The 14,516-nt window shown below is 50.6% G+C and carries 14 protein-coding genes; 4 read left to right on the forward strand and 10 right to left on the reverse strand.

The window, feature by feature from the left end:
* Positions 1–7 precede the first annotated feature (7 nt).
* From AABB92_RS13090 to AABB92_RS13100, 3 genes are read left to right on the forward strand one after another with little or no spacing between them, the layout of a single operon-like run.
* Positions 8–1,018 (forward strand): Gfo/Idh/MocA family protein, encoded by a 1,011-nt coding sequence (locus AABB92_RS13090; protein WP_046289529.1) that lies wholly within the window; start codon positions 8–10, stop codon positions 1,016–1,018.
* Between the two features lie 35 nt (positions 1,019–1,053).
* A complete protein-coding gene (locus AABB92_RS13095; protein ID WP_031375210.1) occupies positions 1,054–1,482 on the forward strand; it encodes a PTS mannitol transporter subunit IIA in 429 nt (142 codons plus the stop codon).
* Between the two features lie 27 nt (positions 1,483–1,509).
* Entirely contained in the window at positions 1,510–2,451 is a 942-nt protein-coding gene (locus tag AABB92_RS13100) for a sugar phosphate isomerase/epimerase family protein (protein WP_031375209.1), read from the forward strand.
* 380 nt (positions 2,452–2,831) lie between these two features.
* Here AABB92_RS13100 and AABB92_RS13105 read toward each other — a convergent pair whose 3' ends face one another.
* The 10 genes from AABB92_RS13105 to AABB92_RS13150 all read right to left on the reverse strand — a co-directional run bounded on the left by AABB92_RS13105 (position 2,832) and on the right by AABB92_RS13150 (position 12,711).
* Positions 2,832–3,326, reverse strand: a complete 495-nt coding sequence (locus tag AABB92_RS13105; protein WP_031375208.1) for a glutathione peroxidase — start codon at positions 3,324–3,326, stop codon at positions 2,832–2,834.
* 430 nt (positions 3,327–3,756) lie between these two features.
* Positions 3,757–4,149, reverse strand: a complete 393-nt coding sequence (locus tag AABB92_RS13110) for a VOC family protein (RefSeq protein ID WP_031375207.1) — start codon at positions 4,147–4,149, stop codon at positions 3,757–3,759.
* 217 nt (positions 4,150–4,366) lie between these two features.
* On the reverse strand, positions 4,367–5,050 hold the full coding sequence (locus AABB92_RS13115; RefSeq protein WP_031375206.1) for an O-methyltransferase: 684 nt from the start codon (positions 5,048–5,050) through the stop codon (positions 4,367–4,369).
* Positions 5,051–5,380: 330 nt separating this feature from the next.
* Positions 5,381–6,373 carry a zinc-dependent alcohol dehydrogenase family protein gene (locus AABB92_RS13120; RefSeq protein ID WP_031375205.1) on the reverse strand — a complete coding sequence of 331 codons (993 nt, stop codon included), beginning with the start codon at positions 6,371–6,373 and terminating at the stop codon, positions 5,381–5,383.
* 355 nt (positions 6,374–6,728) lie between these two features.
* Positions 6,729–7,394, reverse strand: coding sequence for a helix-turn-helix transcriptional regulator (locus AABB92_RS13125; protein WP_069729973.1), 666 nt, complete (start codon positions 7,392–7,394; stop codon positions 6,729–6,731).
* A 300-nt stretch (positions 7,395–7,694) separates the two neighbouring features.
* Positions 7,695–8,231 carry a TetR/AcrR family transcriptional regulator gene (locus AABB92_RS13130; RefSeq protein ID WP_161797060.1) on the reverse strand — a complete coding sequence of 179 codons (537 nt, stop codon included), beginning with the start codon at positions 8,229–8,231 and terminating at the stop codon, positions 7,695–7,697.
* A gap of 5 nt (positions 8,232–8,236) precedes the next feature.
* Positions 8,237–10,225 (reverse strand): FUSC family protein, encoded by a 1,989-nt coding sequence (locus tag AABB92_RS13135; RefSeq protein ID WP_161797061.1) that lies wholly within the window; start codon positions 10,223–10,225, stop codon positions 8,237–8,239.
* Positions 10,226–10,314: 89 nt separating this feature from the next.
* The gene (mdtN, locus tag AABB92_RS13140) at positions 10,315–11,379 is read right to left on the reverse strand and encodes a multidrug transporter subunit MdtN (protein ID WP_031375201.1); all 1,065 of its coding nucleotides are present in this window, start codon (positions 11,377–11,379) and stop codon (positions 10,315–10,317) included.
* 27 nt (positions 11,380–11,406) lie between these two features.
* Positions 11,407–11,682: a YtcA family lipoprotein gene (locus AABB92_RS13145; protein WP_202966903.1), complete on the reverse strand. Its 276-nt coding sequence runs from the start codon at positions 11,680–11,682 to the stop codon at positions 11,407–11,409.
* A gap of 519 nt (positions 11,683–12,201) precedes the next feature.
* Entirely contained in the window at positions 12,202–12,711 is a 510-nt protein-coding gene (locus AABB92_RS13150) for a cytochrome b (protein ID WP_031375199.1), read from the reverse strand.
* Positions 12,712–13,551: 840 nt separating this feature from the next.
* Here AABB92_RS13150 and AABB92_RS13155 point away from each other — a divergent pair.
* Positions 13,552–14,421: an alpha/beta fold hydrolase gene (locus AABB92_RS13155; RefSeq protein WP_031375198.1), complete on the forward strand. Its 870-nt coding sequence runs from the start codon at positions 13,552–13,554 to the stop codon at positions 14,419–14,421.
* Positions 14,422–14,516 lie beyond the last annotated feature (95 nt).

Raw genomic sequence — 14,516 nt, forward strand, 5'->3', positions numbered from 1 at the left:
TTGAACAATGACTGTCAAAATCGGATTAATCGGGTTGGGTATGATTGGCCGCGACCACCTGAAACGTTTTAACGATATTATTACCGGCGCGAAAGTTACCGCCGTCTGTGATATTAACCACGCTGCTGCCGATGCGATTGCCAGTGAATATAACGCGACTGCGTTTTATGATGCAGAGGCAATGATTAATTCTGATCAGGTTGATGCGGTATTTATCTGTTCAATTGGTCCGGCGCATAAAGCACAGATCCTGGCGGCTTTTAACGCCGGTAAACCGGTATTTTGCGAAAAGCCATTGACGCCAACCGCGGACGAATCCAGAGAAATTATTGATGCTGAGGTTAAAGCGGGGAAACGGCTGCTGCAGCTTGGTTTTATGCGCCGTTTTGACCCCGGTTATCAGGCGCTGAAGCAGGTAATTGATAGCGGTGAACTCGGCGATATCATGCTGATTCACTGCGCGCACCGTAATCCCTCAGTACCTGAAAGTTATACGCTCGAAATGGCGATTAATGACTCCGCCACCCACGAAATCGACATTGTTCGCTATCTGTTGAATGAGAATATCATATCCGTTCGGGTCGATAAGCCGCGCAAGAAAACCCGCCGTGCGCTGCCACATTTACAGGATCCGCTTATTGTCATTTTTGAGACGGAATCAGGGGTGCGCGTGGACGACGAACTGTTTGTGAACTGTCACTACGGTTATGACATCCGGTGTGAAGTGATCGGTGAAAATGCCATTGCTGCGTTGAACGAACAACAGCTCATCGCCACCCGTTCGCTAAAGGGGCATGCGCAACATATCGCTCAGTCCTGTATGGAACGCTTTACCACAGCCTATGATCGCGAGGTGCAGCACTTCATCGATAACATTCATTCAGGTAAAGAGATGAGCGGTCCTTCCTCCTGGGATGGCTATGTCGTTGCCCTGGTCTGCGATGCTGGCCTGGCGTCTCTGAAAGACGGGGAAAAACATGATGTGCTTATTCCGCAACGGCCGGCTGTATATCGTTAACCCTTTCCTGCGCGCAACTAAGTGAGGATTGAACCATGTTACGACTGACGGAAGAGGCATTGCATTTACAGTGTCGGGCAGCGGATAAAACCGAAGCGATAAGGATTGCGGCAGAAGCATTAGAAAAATCGGGTTACGTTAAGCCAGGTTTTTTTAATGGCATGATGGCCCGGGAAAGGAGTGTCCCGACCTATATAGGTGCCGGAATTGCGTTTCCTCATTGTGCAAAGGAGAACCTCGATCTGGTTATTAAAACCGGCTTCCAGGTTTTTCAGTTTCCCAACGGCGTAAGCTGGGGAGGCGGCAAGGTTGTCTTCATTGTGGTCGCCGTCGCGGCGACAGCAAATGAACATATTGATGTGCTGGCGGGTATGGCGAATCTATTGGGTGATGAAGTGAAAACGACCTTATTAGCCAAGGCTACAACAAAACAGCAATTCATCGAACAGTTTGAGAAAGCCTGATCTTAATAACAGCCGAAGGATTTAATCATGAAACTCGCACTATGTACCGATGTTCTTGCCGATTTACCTTTTACGGCCATGCTGGATAAAGTTAAAAGCTACGGTATTAGCGGTATTGAGATGACAGCAGGCGGCTGGTCACCCTGTCCGCACGTGAAAACTGAGGAGCTGCTGGCATCATCAGCGAAGCTCGAACAATTCAGACATCAACTGGCACAGCGTGAAATCCGCATTGTCGCCCTTAACTGTTCAGGTAATCCATTAGCGCCAGGTGAACTGGGAGAAAAGCATACTAAAAGCAGCTACCGGGCGGTCGAACTGGCGGGCAAGCTGGGCGTTAAGAAAATTGTGATGATGAGTGGCCTGCCGGGCGGTGGCCCCGATGATCGGGTGCCTAACTGGATAACTTCCACTGTCTCCTGGCCAGACTACATGCCCGGCGTGATTGATTATCAGTGGAATGAAGTCGCCATTCCCTGGTGGAAAAAGTTTGTACAGCATGCCAGACAGCACGGTGTAGAGCAGATTGCTATCGAGGCGTTCCCGTCCCAGCTGGTTTACAATCCTTCGACACTGCTGCGCCTGCGTAATGCGGTGGACGATATGATTGGCATCAACCTTGATCCGTCTCATCTTATAGCGATGGGTGCCGACCCCATCGCCGCTGCCCGTAAGCTCGAAGGTGCAGTTTTCCACGTGCATGGCAAAGATGCGCGTATTGAGCGCGGCCTTGCCGACATTGATGGTTTGCTTGAGTATCAGCCGGTCACTGCGACGAAAACGCGCAGCTGGAACTATGTGGCGGTAGGATGCGGTCAGGATCTGAAATGGTGGAAAGAGTTCTTTTCAGTGTTACGCATGACCGGCTATGACGGTGATGTCTCGCTGGAAATGGAAGATCTGACTATGAGCGTAGAGGCCGGATTACAAACCTCTATTGATGCATTAAACGCCACCCTGAGTCGCTAACCATACTGTGCCAGCCAGCCAGGGCAGGAGTGTTGAAGGAGATTCGTCACTCAGCATGGGCATAAAGCGGTCGGTCCTGATGACGGAAAAGCCTGTGCGCCAGGATCTGAAACTGACGCAACGTCTGATTAGGGGGAAGAACGGAACAGGGCAACAAAAGGTCATGGCATAACGTTAAGGTGATACCCGATAAGCGATTTATGTTGCCTGAAGGTCGGGCAACTATCTCGCCGTGACGCTACACGATAACCGTTACGCAATAGCAGGCGTTCGCTGGGCCGGGTTACCTCTGCCATTGTCCGCTTTGCGTGAGGCGCGAGCGGTAACCTCACCCGGCCGGAATCAGCGTGACGCAAGCACCGAAAGGCGAATGTCTGACACTAAGGTTTTGCGTCAGTTTCAAGTGCAGCCAGAATGGCGGCTTCCATTTTTTGCGGAGGGGTGATCGGTGCAAAACGCCTGAGCGGTTTGCCGTTACGCCCGATCAGGAACTTGGTGAAGTTCCACTTGATCCGACCACCCAGCACGCCGGGCAACGCATCTTTCAGGTAACGAAACAGCGGGTGCGCGGCGGCACCGTTAACCTCTATTTTCCCGAACATCGGGAAGCTCACGCCGTAGTTGATATGGCAGGTCTGCGCGATGTCATCGGCACCGCCGGGTTCCTGCTTTCCGAACTGATTACAGGGAAAACCAAGCACCACCAGACCCTGATCGGCGTATTTCTTATACAGCGCTTCAAGGCCCGCGTATTGCGGCGTGAAGCCACAATGGCTGGCGGTATTAACCACCAGAACCACCTTGCCAGCGTAGTCGGCCATCGGGACAGGCTGGCCACGCAGACTGGTAGCAGTCAGTTGATGAAAAGGGGTCATGACGGCATCCTCAAAGCAGAATTATTTGACGTCGACATTGCAACGCCGTGCGATGCTGCTCGCGCCGTGAGGCGTGGCGAGCAGCAGATATTATGACGTCAGGCTTTACGGCAAGGTCAATGACGACAGTGGTAGTGGCTTCAGTCTGGTAGAAAGTCGTCATGGCCTGCTCCCTCTGCTGATTTCGCGTGATTAAAACACAGGAGAGCCATACTGCTAGCACCGGACATAAAGGCGACCAGGACTCACCTGCGCCCCGGAGTTTAACGCACCCTCATCTGACCCGTGTCCATTTTCCACCAAACCTGGCATTTTTCCCTCATCCTGCTGCTATGTGTCTGGAACGGAGGTGAGCTGTTCGACGCTGTTTTTTGCTGGCTGCTGAGTAGAGGCAGGCCTGGTGCGTGTGAAAGGGCTAACAGCGACATTCTCAGGCAACGTTGCTCAGTATCTGTTTTGCCTGAATGTAATCGTAAGAGGTCACTTCAATCTTGTTGTCACTAAGATCGCTAAAGTACACCGACATCGAGACATCGTGGTCATTTATGGTGAAAGTGATTTCATTGTGTTTGAGGCGGGGTAATAGGATGCTGAAAAAGGTGGCTTCCACGCCTAACGCCATCGTATGGCCAGGATGCTGAGATTTTCTGAGGAAAAGAGAAAGCGATGCGCCGTGATTTCTTATCACCAGCGGTCCACCCTGTTTGAACCAGAAGGCGAGTGCGTTATCGCGTGAAAATCCGAGGATCTCTTGATACCAGCGCTCTGCGTGCTCAATATGGTCAACGTAGACATGTATATGATCTATATTAGCTATCTTCATAGTTTTCCTCCCTGATGGTTATTATCGACAATACTCGCTGAAGCGTTGTTGATAAACAATCTGCAAAGGATCGGATAGCTTTAAACCCGCCGACGCGATTAAGCTGCAAGGCGATTAAGGTTGAAATTATTGTCGTCAATTTATCTGAAGCAAAGCATTTCTCATCCGTTAGCTTACGGTTGATAATCAATGAGTTTTGTCCAGGCGGATATTAAAATTACAGGGTCTTAACGATAGCTATGACAAAGCCGTCCCATCCCTTTTCGCCCACAGTCTGCATGGCGGTGGCTTCGAGGCGCTGATCCTTCGATATCATTTGAATAAACTTGCGGAGCCCTTTTACGTTAGGATCTTCATTATCGGCATCAAGGACTTTACCGCCACGCACCGTGTTATCGCCAACAATAACCGTACCAGGTTTCGACAGTTTGATTACCCATTCCAGATAATGTGGGTTATTCACTTTATCGGCATCAATAAAAATAAGATCAAAGGGGCCGCTAAGCGTGGGCAAGAGATCCAGTGCAGCACCCGTGAGCAGTTTAACGCGCTCAGTAAGTCCTGCCTTATCTATATTCTGACCGGCAACTTCAGCATGATGCTTATTGAACTCAAGGGTCGTTATGCTTCCGGTTGGAGGTAGCGCTCTTGCCATCCAGATCGTGCTGTATCCTCCAAGCGTACCAATTTCAAGGACCTGTACAGCACGTGTCATCCGGATGAACATTGCCAGCATTTTGCCTTGTAATGCAGATACATCGTGTGTCGGTAGCCCTTTCTCTGCATTGTTGGCGAGCGCATATTTTAAGTCTGAATCTTCAGGGGCAAGCTTTTCAGCAAACCAGGCGTCGACTTGTGTCCATCTTTCTGAGTCCTGGGAGGGATAATCAGGGATTCGCATAAAGCATCCGTTCTCCATTAATCATTTTATAATCAGTTTAGCTGTATATTGTTTCAGTTTTTAATATGTCAGATCGGCTACAGATTCAAAATCTGTAAGGACCGCCACGTTTACCTTGATCCTGGTTCGCATAGTCCTGACATCAGACAGACCTGTCACAGCCATCAGCATCCAGGCTGTTTGCCGTCTTTTTATATATGGGGTTGTGTTCTGACTGGGCGGATAAATCATTAAAAAACATGGCCGCCGGATCCCGGTCAGGCCCTGCACGTCTGGTTAAAAGGACGCAGTCACTGCACGGCCCCGCAGGTGAGCCGTGCAGCAGACGCTTTATTCAACAGTGACAACGATTTTACCTACCTGACCGTTTGCTTCCATATAACGGTGCGCATCAGCAATCTCATCGAACCTGAATGTTTTATCAATTACCGGTTTAAGTTTGCCGCAACGCAGGCCGTCGGTGACGAAGCTTTTTGCTCGCGCCATTTTTTCCGGATCGGTGGTAATTTCGAACAGCTCATAGCCACGTAGGGTGAGGTGTTTACCAAGAAGTTCGAACACCGGTACCTGCATATCACGGCTATCGAGCGCGCCATACTGAAAGAACAGTCCCTGGGGTGCCATGACCTGCATCAGCTTTGCCACGTCCGGGCCGCCTACAGGATCAAAGACAATATGGGCACCCTGATCATTCGTCAGGCGATTGATTTCAGTGACCATATCATGTTCTGCCGTGGCGATAACGGCGGCTGCCCCGGCTTTAATCAGCATCTCACGCTTCTCGCTGGTGCGGGTCAGGGCCACAGGATTTGCGCCCAGCATATTGGCTATCTGAATGGCTGCCAGCCCAACGCTACTTGAGGCTGCGCGGATGATGACATTCTGTCCGGCCTGTAAATTACCGTACTCAACCAGCGCACCGTAAGCGGTTACGTACATCATCCAGCTTGCGGCGGCCTGTTCAAAGGAGAGATTTTCTGGGTGTTTCACCACCGCATGTACAGGTACGTTAACCCGTTCGCCATACATGCCGTATTCACTGAACATGAACGACGGGATCACGCTGACTGCATCCCCGCGCGTAAAACCGTCGACGTTTTCACCGACTGCTTCAACCACGCCAGCCGCTTCATAACCCAGACGCGCCGGGAATTCGGGTTCGATCACATACTGACCAGTGCGGTACATAATTTCCGCCCGGTTAACACCTATTGCCTTTACGCGAATCTGAACTTCTCCTGCAGCCGGTGTCGGCACCGGTACATCAACAATTTCCAGAACCTCGGGACCACCGGTGCGGTTAAAGGTAACAACTTTAGACATTTTCAGACCTCGTCAGTTAGCGGGATAGCTTACGGGTAGCGCAGAGCGCAAACCCGATTCATCTGCGACTAATCTACGTGGTTGTCATCGCTGTAAAAATAGTCGTTGAGGAACGACAGTGTTATTAATCCGGTAACAATCAGCGGCCTCAGTAAACCTGGCTGGCAAAAACCTTACCGGAGCAATATCATCACCTGGAAACCCGCACAGGTCTGTCGTGTCGTCCGCTCTATCCTGCCGTTTCACTTGCTCCGTTGGCTGAAAATAAATCAGGCAGGAAAGTTGTCGTTGCCCGGCCGGTGTGAATGCGGGTCGGGAAGCTTTACCGCAATACGAAAGCCTGTAATAAGCCAGATTATCCATCGACGGACAGGCCTTGTTTCTGCTCCTCATGCCATATTGTTTTCCACGCGGTTGATTCCGGACTGAATATACCGCTAAATCCCGGATTAGATTTATACACGTACTCCAGAAATACCGGCTGCCTGAATCCCGCTTTGGTCACGATACTATGACGGTGGTGGTAGAGGGTTTTTATCGCGCAACCCAGCTGTCTGGACAGGTCCGGCAGACTGACACCGGCGATAAAAAAGGGCAGCAGCCGACGCTCCGTCAGCGTCAGGCTGACCGGTCTGACACGATCTGCTCTTATCCGGGATACCGACTGCTCGGCAATTTCTCTGATCATCTGCGCAAGCGAGCTAATATCCTCTGTCTGTGACAGGATCCTGTCACCCCGGCTGGTTGCCGGGAAAACCCGCCCGGTATGTTCCTGAGTCAGCCAGACCACAGAAATATCTTCCCGACAGGCCCGGAGGCTGTTGAACGTCAGCCATTCGCCCCGGAAAAATATCAGGCTGTCCACGGCAACGATGATGTTGCGGGCTTTCTTCACCTCCCGTGGCATATGTTGGCTAGCATAGTCCATCCTCAGGCAGGTCATCTCTGGCAACAGGTCACTCAGACCCGCAAATAACCAGTTATTTTCGGTCATCACAATAAGAAGAGGTTTATCCATCATATTAAGCTCCCTGATGTACACGTATTCAAAACAGCCTGCCATTTCCATGCGACATAGCGACACAGCAACAGGATTCGGCCGGTAAATGTTATATTTACAGACTGAATCCTTCGGCTCTTCGCTATTGCATAATGGGCTGTAAAATTAAACCTGCACAGGCATGAATATTTATAATAAATATGGCATCGATAGGTTTGTCTGTATCAGTAAAAGACAAGCCCATAAGAATAAACTACCTTCGGGCCTGTACAGAATTATAGCCTGTTAAACAGACGTGCTGAGAGACGACAACTGACAGTATTAATGCGCTTTCATGAATTCTATGATTGTCTGCAAACCGTTATTATTATTTTTATGATATTGCAGCGACAAAATCGATCCCCAGAACATTAACCGGTATGGCGTAATCTCTTCGGGCAACTCCTCAAGGGTTTTGACATTGAAAAATACCTGGAATCGCTGATCGAGTGTCTGTCCCACTGACTCCCGCAGATCTTTATCCGCAAACGTCGCCTGCCATATTTCCATGATCAGAACCAGCGGATTGTGCAGCGGCTGTTGCTGCATAAACTGGATTAACTCCAGGATACGTGTCTTACAGTCTGAGGTGGTGCTGGCCGGTATCTGCTGTAAAAGCAGGGGGATGAGTTCATTTAAGAGATCATATCGGCCAGTGGGAAAATGATAACGCAGGGCACCACGAGTGACGCCGGCCAGTTCGCAAATTTTATTCTCACTGAAAGCGACATAACCTTCCTCAGCAAGGATATCTCGTGCCGCAGCTAACAGTTTCTTTTTGGTCTCATCCGCATTACGGCGGATCATCTCCATCTTCATCAGCATCACACTCCGGATACATTCAGTTTGTTGTCATACGGCCAGGCAGGCACAGAGCAGCAGAGGCTGACCAGTTCACGGGTCCTGAGCAGAAGGGGACTGTTCAGGATCGCGTCACTTTCCACCTCACTCTGCTGCATATCAGCCATTAGCGGATCTACCGGTGTAGCGATAGCCGGTGCACAGCCCGGTTCACTTTGCAATCCCCTGGCATAGCGCGTCATCCCGGCTGACAGACTCTGCAGCAGACGACGGGCAAGCGTAACCGCCTCATGCTGATCAGCATCGCCGGCAGACCGCGCATACTCGTTTTCCAGCCTGGAAATTGCAACGTGGATCTCACGCAGTTTACCCAGCAAAGTCTGACAGGCTAGCGTCAGATCTTCATTATCGTTGCTGCGCCAGTTGGGTTCGAGCGCCACCTGGGCCAGTAATTTTTGTGTGGCATCCAGTTTAAACCAGCCTTCCGCCTGGCTGTTGGTTTTCCCTTCAACCAGGCTCATTCTTGCCGCCATAGATTCAAACAAGCCCGCCAGGGCATGACGCAGTGTTCTTCCCTCCGTTTCCGGCCAGATCAGGCTGTGTATCAGGGTCGAAACTGTAATGCCCAGTAAGATACCCACCAGTCTGTCGCGAATCTCAGACAGGTCCGGGTGGGGAGAAAAGCTTGCAAACATGGCCAGCGAAAATGCGAACAAAATCTGAACCCCGGCATAGCTGCTTCGCTCGGAGCCGGCCGTCACCCAGCCGCTGAGAGCGATAGCGGGTATCACCATCAGCAGCAGCCCGGTTATTGAGTCGATGTGAGGCAGGATAAAGATTGTGCAGAATAACGCCAGCAGACTGCCGACCAGGCAGCCACCGATCCGCAGCAGGCTTTTATGAACTGAGGCGCCAAGGCCGGGTACGGCAACAATGATACAGGTGAGCATCGAGGTATGAATGCCAGGCCACTGGACGCTGGTATAAAAGATATAACAGAGGGCAACCGCGAGTAATGTCTTGATGCCGTATTTAATATAGTCATATGAAAGCGCTGCTTTCGGCCGGGCAGTCGCGGGAAGCGTGTCGCCTGATTGCTGAGGCTCGCTGCGTTGTGCGTCCAGCAGGGAGACACTGCGTAGCGCACTGTACATTTCCTGAAGACAGGCTGGCAGGGCGTCAATTTGCGACCGATCCGCCGGCTCAGGAAGATAGCGCCGGTTTTCCCGCAAACACTGAAGAAAGGAACGGCACTCGACGGCCAGTTTGCGGCAGTGATTGGAGGCCGTGTCGGTTAAGCCGCCGTGCAGACTGGCCAGCTGACGTGAGGCAGAATAAAGCCGTTCAGCGGTGGCGATTTCGGCGAGGTGCTTTTCCTTATTGGCGCGAAACGGCTGCGACCGCATGATGGAGAACTTGAGACAGCTGTGTAACGTCAGCACACTGGTCTGGATCTCTTCCAGCGTGACTGGCGTCGTCGGCTTGCCTGCAGCTGCTGTTTCCAGCGCCCGGCGGGTCGCCGTCAGGATCCTGTCCAGCTCCTGCTGCAACTGTCTGACCGGCTCCACCGGCAGCAGCAGCGTATTAACGATATGCGCCACCACAGTGGCATAACAGCCGGCCACCCACGACCACAGACAGTTACGCAGCAACATTTCGCCATCTGAACTGAGATCGACAAAGCTTTGTGCGTAGGTGATGGTGATAGCGACGGCAAAATAGAGAAAGCCCCATTTTCTGGAAGATCGCATCTGATACAGCAGAATAAGCAACGCAACAGAGACGCTCAACAGACGGAGCATCGGCACATCAATGGTGAATTTCAGGATAAGGATCGCCGCCGCGACTGCCGCGGTATTCACCAGCAGGAACAGCGGAAATATCATCCGGGTTAATACAATATTTTTCTGGGTGGCAAAAAAAACCACCAACAGAGAATAGGCAAGCTGCGGGACGCCCAGCGTCAGCGAAGTGATGATGACGATGACGGAAGAAAGCAGATACCGCAGCATGGCATTATAACGCCCGGGGAATCCCCTTAACTCCTGCTGCAAAAAACGAAGCAGAGCACTGGTTTTTCCGCCGGTGATGGCTGGCGTTGTCATGCTGCAATACCCTTCCTTTCATGTCGCAGACGGCCGGAATGCACTTTCACTACCGCAGAGGTTCCCATTCTGAAAAGCCGACGGTCAGGAGCTGTAATGCGAATGCGTACCGGGAAGCGCTGGGCAACACGCACCCAGTTAATATTGCGGGCAACACTCGGTAAACCACCCTGTAACGACCCGCCATCATCGGGATAAACCCCATATCCAATGGAGTCTACGGTTCCGCTAAAATGCTTTCCGGTATCACTCATCAGATAAACATCGACGCTGTCACCGTTGTGAATATGTTTAAGTTCAGACTCGCGGTAGTTTGCCACCACGTACCAGTTCTTACTGTCAATCAGGGTAAAAACAGCCTGTCCTGTGCTGACGTACTGACCGCTGGTGGTTTTTAATGAGGTGATACGGCCTTCAAACGGCGCCCGGATAACGGTATGTTCCAGATTAAATTCGGCGGTGGAGATATCTGCTTTGATGACTTCACGTTTCGCAATCAATGCCGCTACGCTGCTGACCGCAGCATTAGCCTGTTCAGCTTGCAGTCTGGCTGACTGTAACTGCGCCGCCGATGCACGCTGCCGGGCTCGCGCCTGATCCAGAGATTCCCCGGAAACGTAGTTTTGTCCGCGCAGCGCGTCCATTCGTCGCAGGGTAGCCGCATCCTGCTCAGCCGTAGCGCGGGCGGCATCAACCCGTTTTACTGCCGCCTGTGCATTGAACTGCTGCGCACTGACGTCGCGCTGGGTAAGAATAATTTGCTGCTCCAGCTGGGCAAGGTTTGCCTTTTCGCGTATTAAGGCATCGTGATAGGGACGAGGATCTATTTCGAATAAAATATCTCCCTGACGAACAAGATCATTCTCTTTCACCGGCATTTTTATGATCACCCCGTTAACCTGAGGGGCGATGGTTATGGTATCAGCATAAACATAGGCATCATCAGTGCCGGGTGTCTGATCAAATACCCAGATTAACCAGAATAATATTGCCAGCGTAAGCACTGACAGCGCCAGAATAAACCGCCGCTGTCCCGCGCCATTTTTTAACTGAATAGACATCTGTTTTCCATGGTTAACAAATTGAGATTAATAAAAAAACAGGATCCACAATCCCATTGAGAAAAGGGTGATCAGCAGCGGATAAGTCAGGATATAAGGTGTGAGCCACGCATTTTTCCCATACCGGGTTAGTGACAGGTATATTGCCGCTGAGATCAGGCATCCACCGGAAATGCAAAATAACCAATCCGGGAAGTACGCGCCCAAAATATTGACCGAGGGAGAGTGCGCTGCACAGCCGCTTAGCTGAAAGATGACGGCAGCCAGCAGAATTTTTCTGTATTTCATAAATAAATGCGTCATTGAATTTTCACATACCCTATATCAACCCGACGTCGACATACAACCCTGTATTTAGTAGGTGTATTCGGTGCCTCGGGCAAGGCTGTGACGCTTTCTGGCACTAACAGAAGGCGTCGTATGGCGTCTTTCAGCCGGACAGAAAGGTGAGGGACTGCGCTAATTCAGACGTCTGGTTTGCTGGCTGAGAAGGAGGATTTTTACGGGTATTTGCGGTCCGGTCAGGCGGCGGTGGACACTGCTGACGGCAGGTTAGCTGCTGAGAAGGATACCAGACGCAGGCGGGTTTGGTACGGCTGGCGGGATCGAAGCCAGCAAGTAATGATAACGACTCATTGCTCCCCTCTCCCTGACGAGCATCACCGTGTGAACGGCTGGATTATTTGCTGCAGCCTGACAGGCTTCACTCCCGTCAGGCATTAATCTCACGCCCCATTCTCTGCTAACACCAGACCTCTGACAGTATTGATGTCAGGTTGATAATCACAGTGAATTGAGGCGCATTTGTGAAACGATATCGACTTACCAGCCCATGCGCCGCAGTAATGGCTTACCTTTACGCTGATGCTTAACGACGGCTAAAATATGTCCGATTACCAGCAGCGCCAACGTCATGCAGGAAATAATATGCACCTGATTAAAAACGGTCGTAATCCCGGGGTCATTAATCGGTTGCGGTAACACAATCAGGTCAAATACGTTAATCGGTTTTTCCATCATCATTACGCCCGTAATCAGGACTAAAGCAATATTGCTGTAAAGCAGGAAGTGTCCGGCTGCAGCAAGCTTTTCTTCTTTATGACTGAGGAGATTATCGCCAGGTTTTCCGTGGCGCCATGCAAACCAGATCCTTAATATGAAGAGAGGGATATAAATTGTTGTAACGGAGACATTGATAAATCCAATCCAGCGTGCGCACTGCGGAGAGTGATGAAATAATGCAACATAGAATCCACTGAGCGTGGCCCAGATGATAATAATGGCGGAGATCCAGTGCAACCAGATCTGCGGTAATGAATAACGCGGTGACACAAGGTTAATTCCCTATAACTAAATTTCTTAAGTGCATCCATGACACCTTCAATAAACACTGCCGTGGAAATTGGGCGCGCACTTTAAGCAATGGACAGAAGGGTGGCTATAAGATCATTCTTATAAATAAATATCCCGATTTACTTTATTTATCCGCAGTTAATCACCCCCGAAAAGAATATTTAGTGCCAGATAAATTAAGAGAGAAAATATTATTGATCAACTCGGGCTGTATTAAAAATTATTCTATTGAGTCTTAATTCCGTATTAACAGCCGGATCGCTGAAGTGGCCTTTAACGTCCTGTTGCTCTTGGGTAACTGCCTGAAGTTAAAGGCCTTAAACGATGCCAGTCAGCTTTATAATAAATTACGCCGGGCACAGGCTCAGGCCGCGCCTTATCGCTTTTGAGCCAAATCTGACAAGCCTGACGCCTGCTGGTTCCCTGTCTGGCTATGCTGTTTAATATCAGGAGCTGAGATACGCAAATAATAGTGCTTTGGCCGTTAATTATCGGACCACGACCGGGAACAGTCAGGGAGAAGGATATTTTGCCACGTTGCCGGAATATTCTCATTGGGCAGTGACCTGATTCTTAAAACTCCCGGTACGGGCAGCAGCAATATCATCAGGTGTTTCCTGAACAACAAACAATCAAACGCTATGCCCTATCGGATGCCCGACCATTTCTGATTTCCGGCCTCAGTCTGCCGATTATTGCTGAGTTTTTGATTACTTATCTCACTCGCTACAGCATTTTCAGTATTCAACTGTGGCAGAAAAGGATTAATGGCAGACTCCAGCCTATAATCTCATCAAATACCTGGCGCGGGGATCGCCTATGTTTGAAGGATTTACCCATACACAACTCAGCCTGTCAGAAGCGGTGCTCAATGTCCGTTATGGCGGTAATGGTCCTCCGGTGCTGCTGCTCCACGGACACCCGCGAACCCACGCAACCTGGTCAAAAGTGGCGCCGGAGCTTGCGAAATCTTTTACCGTCGTTTGTCCTGATTTACGTGGTTTCGGCCGCTCTTCAAAGCCTGCTGACCAGCCTGATCATGCTGGCTCTGCTAAAAGAGCCAAGGCAAAAGATTGTATTGAACTGATGAACCAGCTGGGTTTCAGGCAGTTTGCGCTGGTGGGACATGACAGAGGAAGCTATACAGCCTACCGAGCTGCGCTGGATTATCCTGACCGAATCACTCGCCTTGTCGTACTGGATTGCATTCCCATACTCGAAGCCCTGAACCGCTGTAATGAGAAATTTGCGCGGCAGTGGTACCACTGGTTCTTCTTTGCTCAACCCGAAAAACCAGAGCGGGCGATCCTCGCCGATCCGGACAAGTGGTATGGAGGCCAGCCCGAAACCATGGGAGATGAAGAATACAGTGAGTTCAGACGAGCCATCCACGATCCGGAAACGGTACATGGGATGATTGAGGATTATCGCGCCGGTCTGGGTATAGACAAAGAACACGAACTTCATGACCGTCAGAGCGGACGGATGATTGCATGCCCGACGCTCTGTTTATGGTCAAAATATGACGATCTGGAGGCGTTATATGGCGATATAGTGGGGATCTGGAAAAACTGGGCAGCCGATGTCACGGGTAAAGCCATCGCGAGCGGTCACCATATGGCAGAAGAGGCACCAGACGAATTAACAGCTGAACTCCGTCATTTTCTTTTACAGCAGGTGCCACCCTGAAATAACCTCTAGCTGCCTCTGTGACACATAATCGACCGATCGCTGGTTTTTCCACGAGAGTGCATGACTTAACCCTCAGGGGATTATTTAACTAT

The organism is Pantoea brenneri (genome assembly GCF_038594305.1).
Lineage (GTDB): Bacteria > Pseudomonadota > Gammaproteobacteria > Enterobacterales > Enterobacteriaceae > Pantoea > Pantoea brenneri.